This window comes from Chimaeribacter coloradensis (genome assembly GCF_002858715.1).
GTDB classification, from domain to species: Bacteria; Pseudomonadota; Gammaproteobacteria; order Enterobacterales; family Enterobacteriaceae; genus Chimaeribacter; species Chimaeribacter coloradensis.
Genome location: NZ_PJZH01000003.1, coordinates 177,794 through 191,652, shown reverse-complemented (window position 1 = coordinate 191,652; position 13,859 = coordinate 177,794). Strand labels below are relative to the sequence as shown.

Here is a 13,859-nt window from a genome sequence, read left to right as displayed (position 1 = left end):
AAAGCGCCGCCCGGAGGCGGCGCAGGCAAAGATTACAGCATCGATTTGCCATATTCCATCGGCGAGAGGCCGAAGTAATTGGCCACGGTCTGGCCGATGTCCGCGAAGGTGTCACGCTTGCCGAGGAAGCCCGGCTTGATTTTCGGGCCGTAGATCAGCACCGGGATGTGCTCGCGGGTGTGGTCGGTGCCGGTCCAGGTCGGGTCACAGCCGTGGTCCGCGGTGAGGATCAGCATGTCGTCCGGGCCGACCAGCTCCATCAGCTCCGGCAGGCGGCGGTCAAACAGCTCCAGCGCGGCGGCGTAGCCCGGTACGTCACGGCGGTGGCCGTAGGCGGAGTCGAAGTCAACGAAGTTGGTGAAGACGATGGTGTTGTCGCCCGCCTGCTTCATCTCGGTGACGGTGGCGTCAAACAGCGCGTCCAGCCCGGTGGCTTTCACTTTTTTGGTGATGCCGACGTGGGCATAGATGTCCGCGATTTTACCCACGGAGACCACTTCACCGCCCTTCTCGTCCACCAGCTTTTTCAGGATGGTCGGGGCCGGCGGCTCAACGGCCAGGTCGTGGCGGTTACCGGTGCGCTGGAACTCACCCGGCTTGTTGCCGATGAACGGGCGCGCAATCACGCGGCCGATGTTGTAGCCGCCTTCGGTCAGCTCTTCACGGGCGATTTCGCACAGTTCATACAGTTTCTCCAGCCCGAAGGTCTCTTCGTGGCAGGCGATCTGGAACACGGAGTCAGCCGAGGTGTAGAAGATCGGCTTGCCGGTTTTCATGTGCTCTTCGCCGAGCTGGTCGAGGATCACAGTACCGGAGGAGTGGCAGTTGCCGAGGTAGCCCGGCAGGTTGGCGCGCTCTACCAGCTTATCCAGCAGTTCCTGCGGGAAGCTGTTTTCGGTGTCACTGAAGTAGCCCCAGTCAAACAGCACCGGCACCCCGGCGATCTCCCAGTGGCCGGACGGCGTGTCCTTGCCGGAGGAGAGTTCGCTGGCGTAGGCATAAGCGCCGATGATGTCGGCGTTTTTGTCCAGCCCGGCCGGGAAGGTGCCGGTGGAGGCTTCAGCTGCTTTGCCCAGGCCCAGGCGGCTCAGGTTCGGCAGGGTCAGCGGCCCTTTGCGGCCGACGTCGGCGTCGCCGCGCGCACAGGCTTCAGCGATGTGGCCCAGGGTGTCTGAGCCTTTGTCGCCAAATTTCTCCGCATCAGCGCTGTGGCCGATACCGAAAGAGTCTAAAACCATGATAAAAGTACGTTTCATTCTGCTCTCCTGCGTGTTTCACGCGTTTTGCGGCGGGCTGACAGCCGGGCCACAGAGGGTGCTAAAGGATGACCATTACGCCCGGATGCGTTGGCAGACCACCGGCGTCGCCTCAGGTGCGCGATCGCTCAGCGTCACGGCAGCACGCACGGCCGCGGCCGCCTGCTCCCAGGCCTCTTCGCTGGCGGCGTGGATCATCGCCAGCGGCTGCTGGGTGTCCACCTGGTCGCCCAGGCGCGCCATCGCGGTCAGGCCGACGCTGTAGTCGATGGTATCGCTGGCGCGGCGGCGGCCGCCGCCCAGTGCCACCACAGCCATGCCCAGCGCGCGGGTATCCATCGCGCTGACGATGCCGTTTTCCGTTGCATATACCGGTTTGCTCAGCGTTGCCGCCGGCAGGTAACGGTCATAGTGCTCAATAAAATCGGTGGGGCCGCGCTGGGCAGCCACCATCCGGCCAAACAGCTCTGCCGCCGCGCCATTGTCGAGCACGGCCTGCAATTTGGTGCGGGCCTCGGCCTCATCGTTCGCCAGTTTGCCCGACAGCAACATCTCGGCGCACAAGGCCATCGTGACCTCATACAGGCGGGGGTTGCGGTAGTCGCCGGTCAGGAAGCGCACCGCTTCGCGCACTTCAACCGCATTCCCGGCGCTGGAGGCCAGCACCTGGTTCATGTCCGTGAGCAGCGCGGTGGTGTTGCAGCCTGCCCCGTTTGCCACGCCGACAATCGCCTGCGCCAGGTTTTCTGACGCCTCATAGGTCGGCATAAAGGCACCGGAACCGACTTTAACATCCATCACCAGCGCGTCCAGCCCTTCAGCCAGTTTCTTCGCCAGAATCGAGGCGGTGATCAGCGGAATGGAATCCACGGTGGCGGTGATGTCACGCGTCGCATAGAAGCGTTTGTCCGCCGGGGCCAACGAGCTGGTCTGGCCGATAATCGCTACCCCGACCTCTTTGATAATGGTGCGGAAGCGCTGGTCGTCGGGGAAGATGTCAAACCCCGGGATCGCCTCCAGCTTGTCCAGCGTGCCGCCGGTGTGGCCGAGGCCGCGCCCGGAGATCATCGGCACATAGCCGCCGCAGGCGGCCACCATCGGGCCGAGCATCAGGGAGGTGACATCGCCGACGCCGCCGGTGGAGTGCTTGTCCACCACCGGGCCGTTCAGCCCCAGCCCCGCCCAGTTCAGCACGGTGCCGGAATCCCGCATTGCCATGGTCAGCGCCACGCGCTCGGCCATGTTCATATCATGGAAGTAAATTGTCATCGCCAGTGCGGCGATCTGCCCTTCTGAGACCTGGTTGTCGCGAATGCCGTTGATGAAGAAGCCGATCTCGTCGGCGGTCAGCGGCTGGCCGTCCCGTTTTTTTCGAATAATTTCTTGAGCCAGAAACAAGGTGTCCCCCTGCATGACGCATCAAATAACGAGGCCGCCCCGGTGACCCGGTGCGGCATTCACATCAGTAGCCGCCGTTGGATTTCGCGGTGGCGTGGCCGAGCGTGGTCAGCAAACTGGCCAGCAGGCTGGAGGCACCGAAGCGGAAATGGCGCGCATCGGCCCAGCCCTCACCCATGATGCGGTCGGCAATCGCCAGGAACTCGGCGGCATCTTCCGCCGTGCGCACGCCGCCGGCCGGTTTGAAGCCCACGGTGTCGCCCACGCCCAGATCGTGAATGACCTGGATCATCAGCGCAGCGCTTTCCGGCGTGGCGTTGACCGGCACTTTCCCGGTGGAGGTTTTGATGAAGTCCGCCCCCGCCTTGATGGCGATTTCAGACGCCTTGCGGATCAGCGCCTCCTGCTTCAGCTCACCGGTTTCGATGATCACTTTCAGCAGCACGTTGGCGGCCGCGCAGGCCTCTTTGCAGACTTTTACCAGCTCAAAGCCGACCTGCTCATTGCCGGCCATCAGGGCGCGGTAAGGGAAGACCACGTCCACTTCGTCCGCACCGTAGGCGATGGCGGCGCGGGTTTCAGCCAGGGCGATCTCAACGTCATCATTGCCGTGCGGGAAGTTGGTGACGGTCGCGATGCGGATCGCCGGGGTGCCCTGCTCGCGCAGGGTTTTGCGGGCCACCGGGATGAAACGCGGATAGATGCAGATGGCAGCGGTGTTACCGGCCGGGCTTTTGGCCTGGCGGCACAGCGCGATCACCTTTTCATCGGTATCGTCTTCGTTCAGGGTGGTTAAATCCATGAGGCTCAGCGCGCGTTGCGCTGCGGCGGTTAAATCGGTCATATGACTCTCCAACATTTCGTTGCTGATGGCCACGATCACTTCTGAGGTTTCATGGGCAACGCGTTCCACAGGTTGGCGAGCGGACTTGGTTCCATGAAGAGAGCGCAGCCGGCCTGCAAGGCGGGCCACGGTTGAGTTCCTTCTCACCGCGCTGGCCGGCAAACACCGGGCCGTTACTGGCTATTGAACCATGAGCACAGGGGACTGTTATGTGTTCTGATTCACAAAATCTTAAAGCCAATTGTAACGCGTTTAGATTAACTGTGACAGGTATCACAAGATAATCGTTTTATGCTCAGAAAGTGATCAATGATAATGAGTGTACACCAGGCCGTCCGGCCCGGTGTGTGAACGCTGCCCGCCGGGGTAAGCGGCCCGGCGCGCCGGCGATGATGTTATAATAGTCACATTGAGAAGAGAAAGGATTTCCGCGCGCTGCGCCGTAATTCGTGGACTATGTGAAAAGTAAAACGGGTAACCGAAGGAGAGATGTGATTATTTTCACATTGCTTTTCAGACTGAGGCGGCGTGCAAAGCAAGGTCAGGCGGAGAGCAGCGGCAGGTTAAATACCCGGCGGGTGTTGGCGTTCAGGGCGGCGGCAATCGTCTCCGGCGGCTCCGGGCGCAACTGGCAGAGCACCTCAAACACCTGCGCGGCGCGTTCCGGCCGGTTGGGCTGGCCCTGGTACCCGGCCAGCGGCATGTCGGGCGCGTCCGTCTCCAGCAGCAGGCAGGAGAGCGGCAGCGCGGCGATGGTCTTACGGGTTTTTTGCGCCCGCTCGTAGGTGATGGTGCCGCCGACGCCAATGGCGTAGCCGAGTTTCACAAAGGCCTGCGCCTGCGCCAGGCTGCCGGCAAAGCCGTGTACCACGCCGGTGGCGGGCAGCGCCTGTTTACGCAGCAGCGAGAAGAGCTGATCGTGGGTGCGGCGGGAGTGCAGGATCACCGGCAGATTGGCCTGTTTCGCCAGATGGAGCTGATCTTCCAGCAGCGCCTTCTGCCGCTCAAAGTGCGGGTTGTCCATATAGAGATCCAGCCCGATCTCCCCTACCGCCACCAGCGTCGCGGGCGGCTGTTTCAGGTGCGCGGCCAGGCGCGCCAGCGCCGCATCGTCATGCTGTGTGATAAACAGCGGGTGCAGCCCCAGGGCGGCGAACAGCGCGTCGTGCCGGTCTGCCAGTGCCAGCACGCCGTCAAAACGATCGGCTGTCACGGCCGGGACGATAATCTGCCGCACCTGGTGGTCAGCCGCGCGGGCCACGCTGGCAGCCGCCTCCCCGACAAACGGCGGGAAATCAAAGTGGCAGTGGGTATCTATAAAGTAGTGCGGCGCGCTCATCCTGCCTGCTCCTTATCATCCGGATCTTCGTTGTCGGCCACCGGCGGCGCATCCGCCAGCAGGCCGCTGACCGCATCACTCACCGCCGAGACCAGCGGCGAGTCGGTGATCAGCGGCGTGTTGGCCGGCTCTTCCGGGATCACCGTCGCGGCCGGGGCGCTCACCGGCAGATCCGGCTGCCCATCCCGCGGCAGCAGCCAGTGCGCCACGGTCGCCAGAAAATAGCGCCCGCAGCGCCGCCCGAGGTGGTAATCACGGTTCAGCGCCGACACTTTGCTGCCCAGCGCCCGGCTGGCCAGCGGTTTCGGCGGGTAGATTTCAAAGATCCGCAGGTTGCCCGGCGGGTTCTCAATAAATTGCTGGATGCGCCGGTAGCTTTTCTCGTGGTGCTGCATCATGTGCACCAGCTGTTGCAGGCTGCTTTCACTGAGCCACTGCTCCATGCGCTTCATCCACTGCGGGGCGTAGAACATCTGCGACGGCACGGTACGGATCACGATGATGGTGTCCGCGCCGCGGCGGTACGCCTCTTCAACCGGGATGGCGTCACTGATGCCGCCATCCTGATAGCTGATGCCGTCCAGCTCAACACCCATGCGGTAGAAGCCGGGGATGGCGCTGGACGCCTTCAGCACCGAGAGCCAGTTCTCGCGCGTCGGCGAAAAATAGGTCGGGCTGTAGTCATCGCTGCGGCAGGCGCACATCAAAAATTCACGCGTGTCCCCCAGCCAGGCATCCGCCGCTTCCAGCGCCAGCGGCATCCGGTCGGCGGTCACCTCGACCAGCCAGTCGAGATCGATCAGGTGCCCGCCGCGCACGAAGCGCAAAGGGTTAAAAAACTGGGGAGAGGTGGTGTAGCGGGAGATCACGCGCCGGGCGTAGCCGGGCTGTTGGCAGACAAAGGCGGAGAGATTCTGTGCGCCGGCAGAGGTGCCGATCAGCAGGTCAAAAGGATTGAAGCGGGCACGTTGAAATTCATCCAGCACACCGGCTGTGAATATTCCGCGTTGCCCGCCCCCTTCGCATACCAGCGCGATTTTGCCCGGCTGGTAGGGTTTATAGGCCAGGGATTCAATGTTCCCCAGCGTGATCGGTATTCTGTATCCCAACCTTTACCCCGTTACCTGGTGTTATCCGCATGTGAGGATGAGGATACCCGGTATTCTTCCCTGCCGTAATCTTCCTGTATAACTCCGGTGAATAAATCGTTGCTTCCTGCAACCCAGGCTCCGTCGCTGTCGGTCAGCGCTGCCCAGTATAACCACATCTGGCCTTTCCATTGTTTCCATTTGCCAGCCACGATGTCGCTATTCATGATTTACCCTCCGCGGCGAGAGGTCAAAGGCGGTTTACAGCATCGCTATGAGCGCCGGCGACCGGTGAACAGGCTGACCAGGAACAGGATAATACCGACGACGAAGACGATTTTCGCAGCCCATGCCGCAGTACCTGCCAGTCCACCAAAGCCCAGTGCTGCGGCGATCAGTGCGATGACTAAAAAGATAATGCCCCATCGAAACATAAAATCTCTCCTTACCTTATTAAAATTTGGAATGCCCTTGCACAGCACAGAGATTTCATTACCAAACGAAACCTTATTAAAAAAGATAGCGTTAAATCAGAATCCTGCCTGACTTTCGCGCGCTTTTTCATGCTGTTGGGCGTCTGTTTTTTTGGTTTTGGTCACGCTGGATGCTGCCCTGCAACCAGGGCAGCCGTTACATCATCAATTCAGCAGAACTTATGGTTTGATTTGCAGGTCGTTTTTCACGGACTTCACGCCGTCAACGGCCTTGGCAACGCTTTCCGCGCGATCAGACTGGGCCTTGTTCTCAACGGTACCGGTCAGCTGAACCACACCTTCGGTGGTGATCACTTTCACGTTACGGGACGGCACGATGTCGTCAGCCAGCAGTTTGGCTTTGACTTCACCGGTGGTGGCGGTGTCACCTGCGTAGGCCTTGGCGGACTGCTCTTTCGCGTCACGCACATGCAGCTTGTCGCTGACAGACTTCACACCTTCCACTTTTTTGGCGGCGGCAACGGCTTTATCCGCTTCTGCCTGGCTGGCCACAAAACCGCTCAGCGTCACTACACCGTTGGTGGTGTCCACGGAGATGTCGGTGCTTTTGATCGCATCGTCATCCACCAGCGCGCTTTTCACCTTGGCGGTGACGGCGCTGTCGCCCATGTAGTTGCTGACTTTGTTGACCGAACTATCGATTTTCGCGCCGGCGGTGTCCGCGGCGTTCTCAGTCTTGCTTGTCATGGTTTCAGCCAGGGCATTACCGCCTACCAGCGCAGAGCTCAACACCACGGCCATCATTGAATAGGCAAATTTAGACTTTTTCATCGATTCATTCCTTTATGTTGTGATTCCCCACTGCCGGATGGGCTTAACAGCTCATCCCGGGACAATTTCACGTTTTATGCACGTCGGAAACTTGCAGCGTGTGCGTCTCAAAAGCTAAACATTCGGTGGTCTTATGGGTCCGCGCCTGCGCGCTTCATCCTCTCCGTGACCTGTCCGGTTTCCGTACCGGGCTTCCTGGGCATAGCCTGTTTATAAGGATTAAAAACTGCTTTTTAGCATAACTGCCTTATAACTTGCTGCCATCCTTGTTAACTTCAGTGCTTTATGGCGCTTTTCGCCGGGCACAAATTAAATATAGTCCAAAACGGCGTGTGTGGTTGAAAAATTGAAGAAAAGCGGGGAAATGCAGACTAGTCTGAGCTTTCCGGGGTGAAAATGGCCAAAAAATGGCGAAAAAAACGAGGGCGCGCGTAAAAAACCGTCAAAAACCCGGCGTATTTTGGGGAGATGTGTGCGGGGGAACAGGCATAAAAAAACGGCATCTCTGCCGTTTTTTTAAACAGTCACCTGGGGAAGTGATTAGTGTTCGCGGGTCTTGCGGAAGCTGATTTCCGGGTAACGTTCCTGGGTCAGGTTGAGGTTTACCATGGTCGGGGCGATGTAGGTGAGGTTGTCACCGCCATCCAGCGCCAGGTTCAGCTCGCTCTTACGCTTGAACTCTTCCAGCTTCTTCACGTCGCTGCACTCTACCCAGCGGGCGGTGGAGACGTTCACTGACTCGTAGATCGCTTCGACGTTGTACTCGCTCTTCAGGCGGGCGACCACCACGTCAAACTGCAGCACCCCTACCGCGCCGACGATCAGGTCGTTGTTGGCAATCGGGCGGAACACCTGTACCGCGCCCTCTTCTGAGAGCTGTACCAGCCCTTTCAGCAACTGTTTCTGCTTCAGCGGGTCACGCAGGCGGATGCGGCGGAACAGCTCCGGCGCAAAGTTCGGGATGCCGGTGAACTTCATATCTTCACCCTGGGTGAAGGTGTCGCCGATCTGGATGGTGCCGTGGTTGTGCAGGCCGAGGATGTCGCCCGGGTAGGCCTCTTCGACGTGGGAGCGGTCACCGGCCATAAAGGTCAGCGCGTCGGAGATCACCACATCTTTGCCGGTGCGCACCTGGCGCAGCTTCATGCCTTTCTCATAGCGGCCGGAGACCACGCGCATAAAGGCCACGCGGTCACGGTGTTTCGGGTCCATGTTCGCCTGGATCTTGAACACAAAGCCGGTGAACTTCTCTTCCGCCGCGGTGACTTCGCGGGTATCGGTGTTACGCGGCATCGGGGCCGGCGCCCACTCCACCAGGCCATCCAGCATATGGTCTACGCCGAAGTTACCCAGCGCGGTACCAAAGAACACCGGCGTCAGTTCACCGTTCAGGAAGGCTTCACGCTCGAACTCGTGGGACGCGCCCTGCACCAGCTCCAGCTCATCACGCAGTTGCGCGGCCAGATCCTCACCCACGGCGGCGTCCAGATCCGGGTTATTCAGCCCTTTCACCGTGCGCACTTCCTGGATGGTGTGGCCTTTACCGGTCTGGTAGAGGTAAACCTCATCTTTATAGAGGTGGTAAACCCCTTTGAACAGCTTGCCGCAGCCGATCGGCCAGGTGATCGGCGAACAGGCGATCTTCAGCTCGCGCTCGACTTCGTCCATCACTTCCATCGGGTCACGGATGTCACGGTCGAGTTTGTTCATAAAGGTCAGGATCGGCGTATCGCGCAGGCGGGTAACTTCCATCAGCTTACGGGTACGATCCTCAACCCCTTTCGCGGCGTCGATCACCATCAGGCAGCAGTCCACCGCCGTCAGGGTACGGTAGGTATCTTCCGAGAAGTCTTCGTGCCCGGGGGTGTCCAGCAGGTTGACCAGGCTGTCACGGTAAGGGAACTGCATCACCGAGGTGGTAATGGAGATACCACGCTGCTTTTCCATCTCCATCCAGTCCGATTTCGCGTGCTGGTTGGAGCCGCGGCCTTTCACCGTCCCGGCGGTCTGGATCGCCTGTCCGAACAGCAACACCTTCTCGGTGATGGTGGTTTTACCCGCATCGGGGTGAGAGATAATGGCGAAGGTGCGGCGTTTGGCCACTTCGCGGGCGTATTCACTTGGAGACATTTTCACGTTTCTATAGTTGTACCGCCCTGCGACAGGAACATCGCGCCGCGAACGGCAGCAGGCAAAGCGGAAGGAATAAATTATGGGGCGCTATTTTCTATGATTTACCCGGCAGAGACAATCAATGATGGAATATTGTGCGCTCTGTTCCGGCTCCGTCAGTCATCCGGTGCAATTACACCGGCAGCGCCATAATCACCGCGTCTTCGCGGCCGGTGGCGGTAGGGTAGTAGTTGCGGCGCAGGGAGACCTCGTTAAAGCCGAGCTGCTCATACAGGGCGCGTGCACCCTGGTTGGAGGCGCGTACTTCCAGCCAGAGGGTATGGATGCCGCGCGCCTCAAGCCGGGCGATCAGTGCTGCCAGCAGTTCACGGGCGAGGCCGCGGCGCTGGAAGGCCGGGTCGATGGCGATGTTAAACAGCGTCGCCTCGTCCAGCACCACCTGGGTGATGGCGAACCCGGCCATCTGGCCGCCACTTTCGATTTTCAGGTTAAGGTAGCGCTCGCCCTGATTGGAGGCGAAGGTGGCGTCACTCCACGGAAAAGCGTGGCTGGCGCGTTCAATCTGCATAGCGCGCGGATGGTCGTCCGGCGTCAGGGTGGAGATGCTGTTCATGGTCACAAATCTGCTGCCATAGCGCGCGCTTCGCGCCCGCGTCCTGGGAAAGCACCGGCAGCGCCGGGCTGGAAAGTTGCACGCCTTCAAGGGCGGGCGGTGTCCGGAGGCCGAGACACCAGCTGGTGCAGCGGGTGCCTTCCGGCAGCATCGCCACGTTATCCGGCGTCAGGCTGTAGACCTGGTGCGGTTGTAACGCCAGCGCGTGCAGGACGTCCTGCAACAGCGGGTGATCCTGCGGCGGCAGGTCATCGGCCACAATCAGCAGCCGCGTGTCGTCCGGCAGGTGGACGGCGATTTCACCCTGCAAGACCGCCGGGCGGCGCAGCGTCCACTGCGTGATACCCAGTTGTTGTAACAGTATGTCGCGTCGCGTTGCCATGCCAAACCCTGCCAAGCACCCAAATGTGCCGCGCTATGCTAGCAAACCCATCGAACATGCGCCAACAAACCTCTATAATCCCCGGTCATCTTCTTAAGGAGCCTTACCCTGATGTCTGCATTAACCCCCGCCAGTGAAGTCATACTGCGCCACACTGATGAATTTACCGAGCGCCGCGTGCTGTTTGCCGGCGACTTACAAGACAGCCTGCCCGCCCAGCTTGAAGCCGCGGAGGTGCGTGTCCATACCAACCAATATCATCACGGACAGATGCTGAGCCAGGCGCTGGGGGAAAAGGTTCAGTACGGTCTGCTGGCGGATGCTGAGTTCGTCAGCGGCTGCGATACGCTGATCTACTACTGGCCGAAGAGCAAGCAGGAGGCGCAGTTCCAGCTGTTTAACCTGCTGTCCCTGCTGCCGGTGGGCGTGGAAGTGTTTGTGGTCGGCGAAAACCGCGCCGGGGTACGCAGCGCAGAACCGATGCTGGAAGAACTTTGTACCTTGCAGAAGATCGACAGCGCGCGCCGCTGCGGCCTCTACCACGGCCGCCTGGAACAGCAGCCGGAATTTGATGCCGACGACTGGTGGCAATCCTATGTGGTGGCGGACGTCACGGTGAAAACTTTGCCGGGCGTCTTCAGCCGTGATGCGCTCGACCCGGGCAGTATGCTGCTGCTGGGCACCTTCAGCGAAGACATCAAAGGCACGGTGCTGGACATCGGCTGCGGGGCCGGTGTGGTCGGCGCGGTATTGGGCACCCACTTTGCGAAAGTGAAGCTGACGCTGAGTGACGTCAACGCCGCCGCGCTGGAAGCGAGCCGCGCCACGCTGGCCGCCAACGGCCTGGAAGGCAACGTGATCGCCAGTAACGTCTACTCCGACATCCGCGGGCGCTTTGACATGATCGTCTCCAACCCGCCGTTCCACGAAGGGTTGCAGACCAGCCTGCACGCGGCTGAAATGCTGATCCGCGGCGCGGCCAGCCACCTGCACATCGGCGGCAAGCTGCGCATCGTGGCGAACGCCTTCCTGCCGTATGCCGACATCCTGGACGCCACCTTCGGCAGCCATGAAGTGCTGGCGCAAACCGGCCGCTTCAAGGTGTACCAGGCTGAGCTGGGCCGTCCGCCGCGCGCCTCTAAGAAAAAAGCTAAGCGTTAAGCATCGGCATCACGTGGTCCTGATACCGCCCGCCGGCGGCCGCGTGATACGGGAAGATGGCCTCAATCGCCGCCAGTTCGCTGTGATGTAACGTCACATCGAGGGCGGCGATGTTCTCTTCCAGGTAGCGGCGGCGCTTGGTGCCCGGGATCGGCACAATGTGTTCCCCCTGCGCCAGCACCCAGGCCAGCGCCAGCTGTGCCGGGGTCACTCCCTTCTCTTGTGCCAGCGCCTTTACCTTCTCCACCAGTGCCAGGTTACGGCTGAAGTTCTCCGGGCTGAAGCGCGGGTTATCGCGGCGGAAATCATCCCCGGCCAGATCGTCTGGTGAAGCGATCGCCCCGGTCAGGAAGCCGCGCCCCAGCGGGCTGTAAGGCACAAACCCCACGCCGAGCCGTTCACAGGCGGCCAGAATCCCCTGCTCCACATCCCGCGTCCAGAGCGAATACTCCGTTTGCAGTGCCGTGATCGGGTGCACCGCGCAGGCGCGTGCCAGCGTGTCGGCGGAGGCCTCGCTCAGGCCGATGTAGCGGATCTTGCCTTCACGCACCAGATCGGCCAGCGTGCCGACCACCTCTTCCACCGGCACCGCAGGATCGACCCGGTGCTGGTAGTAGAGATCGATCGTCCCGACCTGCAACCGTTGCAGGCTGCCTTCTACCGAGCGGCGGATATAGTCCGGGCGGCTGCTGACGCCGCGCAGTGACGGCTGGGCCGGGTCGCGCAGGATGCCGAATTTGGTCGCCAGGAAGACCTGATCCCGTTTGCCCTTGATCGCCTTGCCGATCAGCGTTTCATTGGTGTGCGGCCCGTACATGTCGGCGGTGTCCAGCATCGTCACCCCCAGCTCCAATGCCCGGTGCAGCGTGGCGATCGCCTCTTTCTGGTCGCTGCCGGTGGAGTAGAAGTCGCTCATGCCCATGCAGCCCAGCCCGATCGCTGAAACCACCGGCCCCTTTTTTCCCAGTTGGCGCTGTTGCATCGTATTTTCCTCAGTGATGTGTCAGTGGAAAGAGTCTGGTTGTTTCTCTGGGGAAGATAAATCATGCTCTCTGCTCAGCACTGTTCAGAAATCACCAACAATCGGAGGCGTTGTGGATCAGATCCAGGCCATGCGGATCTTCACCCGCATTGTGGAATTACAGAGCTTCAGCCGGGCGGCGGAAGACCTGAACCTGCCGCGCGCCACGGTGAGCACCACCCTGAAACGGCTGGAGCTGCGGCTGGGCGTGCGCCTGCTGGTACGTACCACGCGGCGGCTGCACATCACCGATGAAGGGGAGATCTACTACCACCGCTGCCTGCAACTGCTGGATGCGCTGGCCGAAACCGATGCCCTGTTCGCCCACCAGCGCCGCCAGCCGCAGGGCAAGGTGCGGGTGGATATGCCGCACTCGCTGGCACGCGAGGTCGTCATCCCGGCGCTGCCGGCATTTACCGCGCGCTACCCGCAGATTGAGGTGACGATCACCGCCAATGACAGCGCCATTGACCTGCTGCACCACGGCGTCGATTGCGTGCTGCGCGCCTGGCCGTCAGCGGAAGAACAATTGGTGACCCATGCCCGCGCGGCGCTGCCGCAGGTCACCTGCGCCTCGCCAGGGTATCTGGCGGAATATGGGCGGCCGTTGTCGCCGCAGGCGCTGGCGGGCCACCGCATGGTGGGTTACCTCTTCCGGCCCGGCCAGCAGGCGGAGGCACTGGAGTTCCGCCAGAATGATGAAACCACGGTGGTGCGGCTGCCCTGCGCGTTGAACGTCAGCGGGGCAGACGCCTATATCGCCGCCGGGCGCAGCGGGTTTGGCCTGATCCAGGCGGCGCGCCACGCCTTACAGCGCGAACTGGCCGCCGGGGAGCTGGTGGAAGTGATGGCGGAAACCGCGCCGCCGCCAATGCCGGTCTGGCTGATGCACCCGCCCGGCCGGTTTATTGCGCCCCGCGTGCGGGTGATGCTGGACTGGCTGGCGGCGCTTTTGCAGCAGATGGAGGCGAGGTAAGCTGCTAAAACGCGCAATCTGCACTTTTTCTGATGGTTTTTGCAGCAGTCGTGTCATATGACGGAAATAACTATTGACGCCCCGGCGAAAATCTCTAGAATTCGCCTCCGTGGTGGCATTACTCCGGTAGTGCACTTGGAATGCGAAGGTGGCGGAATTGGTAGACGCGCTAGCTTCAGGTGTTAGTGTCCTTACGGACGTGAGGGTTCAAGTCCCTCTCTTCGCACCAAATAACCACATGATTTATATCGCAGGGCATAATGCGAAGGTGGCGGAATTGGTAGACGCGCTAGCTTCAGGTGTTAGTGTTCTTACGGACGTGAGGGTTCAAGTCCCTCTCTTCGCACCATGCGGTGATATAGATTACAACGAGTAAAAAGCAG

The 13,859-nt window shown here is 60.8% G+C and carries 14 protein-coding genes and 2 tRNA genes; 4 read left to right on the top strand and 12 right to left on the bottom strand.

Annotated features, from left to right (window positions below):
- Window positions 1-32: 32 nt before the first annotated feature.
- The 11 genes from deoB to CYR32_RS05300 all read right to left on the bottom strand — a co-directional run bounded on the left by deoB (window position 33) and on the right by CYR32_RS05300 (window position 10,318).
- Window positions 33-1,256, bottom strand: coding sequence for a phosphopentomutase (gene deoB / locus CYR32_RS05350; protein WP_101823365.1), 1,224 nt, complete (start codon window positions 1,254-1,256; stop codon window positions 33-35).
- Window positions 1,257-1,331: 75 nt separating this feature from the next.
- Window positions 1,332-2,654, bottom strand: a complete 1,323-nt coding sequence (gene deoA / locus CYR32_RS05345; protein WP_101823538.1) for a thymidine phosphorylase — start codon at window positions 2,652-2,654, stop codon at window positions 1,332-1,334.
- Window positions 2,655-2,718: 64 nt separating this feature from the next.
- Complete coding sequence (gene deoC / locus CYR32_RS05340; protein WP_101823537.1) at window positions 2,719-3,498, bottom strand: deoxyribose-phosphate aldolase; 780 nt, start codon at window positions 3,496-3,498, stop codon at window positions 2,719-2,721.
- Window positions 3,499-4,039: 541 nt separating this feature from the next.
- The gene (locus CYR32_RS05335; RefSeq protein WP_101823363.1) at window positions 4,040-4,837 is read right to left on the bottom strand and encodes a TatD family hydrolase; all 798 of its coding nucleotides are present in this window, start codon (window positions 4,835-4,837) and stop codon (window positions 4,040-4,042) included.
- Window positions 4,834-5,946, bottom strand: a complete 1,113-nt coding sequence (locus tag CYR32_RS05330) for a patatin-like phospholipase family protein (RefSeq protein ID WP_101823361.1) — start codon at window positions 5,944-5,946, stop codon at window positions 4,834-4,836. Before CYR32_RS05330 ends, CYR32_RS05335 begins: the two co-directional genes overlap by 4 nt.
- A gap of 11 nt (window positions 5,947-5,957) precedes the next feature.
- Window positions 5,958-6,152 carry a CsbD family protein gene (locus CYR32_RS05325; protein ID WP_101823359.1) on the bottom strand — a complete coding sequence of 65 codons (195 nt, stop codon included), beginning with the start codon at window positions 6,150-6,152 and terminating at the stop codon, window positions 5,958-5,960.
- A 45-nt stretch (window positions 6,153-6,197) separates the two neighbouring features.
- Window positions 6,198-6,359, bottom strand: a complete 162-nt coding sequence (locus CYR32_RS05320; protein WP_072928640.1) for a DUF1328 domain-containing protein — start codon at window positions 6,357-6,359, stop codon at window positions 6,198-6,200.
- A 219-nt stretch (window positions 6,360-6,578) separates the two neighbouring features.
- Window positions 6,579-7,190, bottom strand: coding sequence for a molecular chaperone OsmY (gene osmY / locus CYR32_RS05315; RefSeq protein ID WP_101823356.1), 612 nt, complete (start codon window positions 7,188-7,190; stop codon window positions 6,579-6,581).
- Window positions 7,191-7,730: 540 nt separating this feature from the next.
- Window positions 7,731-9,320, bottom strand: a complete 1,590-nt coding sequence (gene prfC / locus CYR32_RS05310) for a peptide chain release factor 3 (RefSeq protein WP_101823355.1) — start codon at window positions 9,318-9,320, stop codon at window positions 7,731-7,733.
- Window positions 9,321-9,495: 175 nt separating this feature from the next.
- Entirely contained in the window at window positions 9,496-9,936 is a 441-nt protein-coding gene (rimI, locus tag CYR32_RS05305) for a ribosomal protein S18-alanine N-acetyltransferase (protein WP_101823353.1), read from the bottom strand.
- Complete coding sequence (locus CYR32_RS05300; protein ID WP_101823351.1) at window positions 9,881-10,318, bottom strand: DNA polymerase III subunit psi; 438 nt, start codon at window positions 10,316-10,318, stop codon at window positions 9,881-9,883. The genes rimI and CYR32_RS05300 overlap by 56 nt, the downstream gene beginning before the upstream one ends.
- Before the next feature lie 111 nt (window positions 10,319-10,429).
- On the opposite strand from CYR32_RS05300, the gene rsmC reads away from it, so the two are divergent.
- The gene (rsmC, locus tag CYR32_RS05295) at window positions 10,430-11,479 is read left to right on the top strand and encodes a 16S rRNA (guanine(1207)-N(2))-methyltransferase RsmC (protein WP_101823349.1); all 1,050 of its coding nucleotides are present in this window, start codon (window positions 10,430-10,432) and stop codon (window positions 11,477-11,479) included.
- Here rsmC and CYR32_RS05290 read toward each other — a convergent pair.
- Complete coding sequence (locus CYR32_RS05290; RefSeq protein ID WP_101823347.1) at window positions 11,469-12,461, bottom strand: aldo/keto reductase; 993 nt, start codon at window positions 12,459-12,461, stop codon at window positions 11,469-11,471. The genes rsmC and CYR32_RS05290 overlap by 11 nt on opposite strands.
- Window positions 12,462-12,573: 112 nt before the next feature.
- Here CYR32_RS05290 and CYR32_RS05285 point away from each other — a divergent pair, with 112 nt between their 5' ends.
- The 3 genes from CYR32_RS05285 (at window position 12,574) to CYR32_RS05275 (ending at window position 13,825) form a co-directional block, all read left to right on the top strand.
- The gene (locus CYR32_RS05285) at window positions 12,574-13,476 is read left to right on the top strand and encodes a LysR family transcriptional regulator (RefSeq protein ID WP_101823345.1); all 903 of its coding nucleotides are present in this window, start codon (window positions 12,574-12,576) and stop codon (window positions 13,474-13,476) included.
- 142 nt (window positions 13,477-13,618) lie between these two features.
- Window positions 13,619-13,705, top strand: a tRNA-Leu gene (locus CYR32_RS05280).
- A gap of 33 nt (window positions 13,706-13,738) precedes the next feature.
- Window positions 13,739-13,825 (top strand) — tRNA-Leu (locus CYR32_RS05275).
- Window positions 13,826-13,859: the final 34 nt, after the last annotated feature.

What these genes read in the sequence shown, in the direction of transcription:
- deoB (WP_101823365.1), bottom strand. Translation starts at nt 1,256, where the DNA reads ATGAAACGTACTTTTATCATGGTTTTAGACTCTTTCGGTATCGGCCAC.
- deoC (WP_101823537.1), bottom strand. Translation starts at nt 3,498, where the DNA reads ATGACCGATTTAACCGCCGCAGCGCAACGCGCGCTGAGCCTCATGGAT.
- CYR32_RS05335 (WP_101823363.1), bottom strand. Translation starts at nt 4,837, where the DNA reads ATGAGCGCGCCGCACTACTTTATAGATACCCACTGCCACTTTGATTTC.
- CYR32_RS05325 (WP_101823359.1), bottom strand. Translation starts at nt 6,152, where the DNA reads ATGAATAGCGACATCGTGGCTGGCAAATGGAAACAATGGAAAGGCCAG.
- CYR32_RS05320 (WP_072928640.1), bottom strand. Translation starts at nt 6,359, where the DNA reads ATGTTTCGATGGGGCATTATCTTTTTAGTCATCGCACTGATCGCCGCA.
- osmY (WP_101823356.1), bottom strand. Translation starts at nt 7,190, where the DNA reads ATGAAAAAGTCTAAATTTGCCTATTCAATGATGGCCGTGGTGTTGAGC.
- prfC (WP_101823355.1), bottom strand. Translation starts at nt 9,320, where the DNA reads ATGTCTCCAAGTGAATACGCCCGCGAAGTGGCCAAACGCCGCACCTTC.
- rimI (WP_101823353.1), bottom strand. Translation starts at nt 9,936, where the DNA reads ATGAACAGCATCTCCACCCTGACGCCGGACGACCATCCGCGCGCTATG.
- CYR32_RS05300 (WP_101823351.1), bottom strand. Translation starts at nt 10,318, where the DNA reads ATGGCAACGCGACGCGACATACTGTTACAACAACTGGGTATCACGCAG.
- rsmC (WP_101823349.1), top strand. Translation starts at nt 10,430, where the DNA reads ATGTCTGCATTAACCCCCGCCAGTGAAGTCATACTGCGCCACACTGAT.
- CYR32_RS05290 (WP_101823347.1), bottom strand. Translation starts at nt 12,461, where the DNA reads ATGCAACAGCGCCAACTGGGAAAAAAGGGGCCGGTGGTTTCAGCGATC.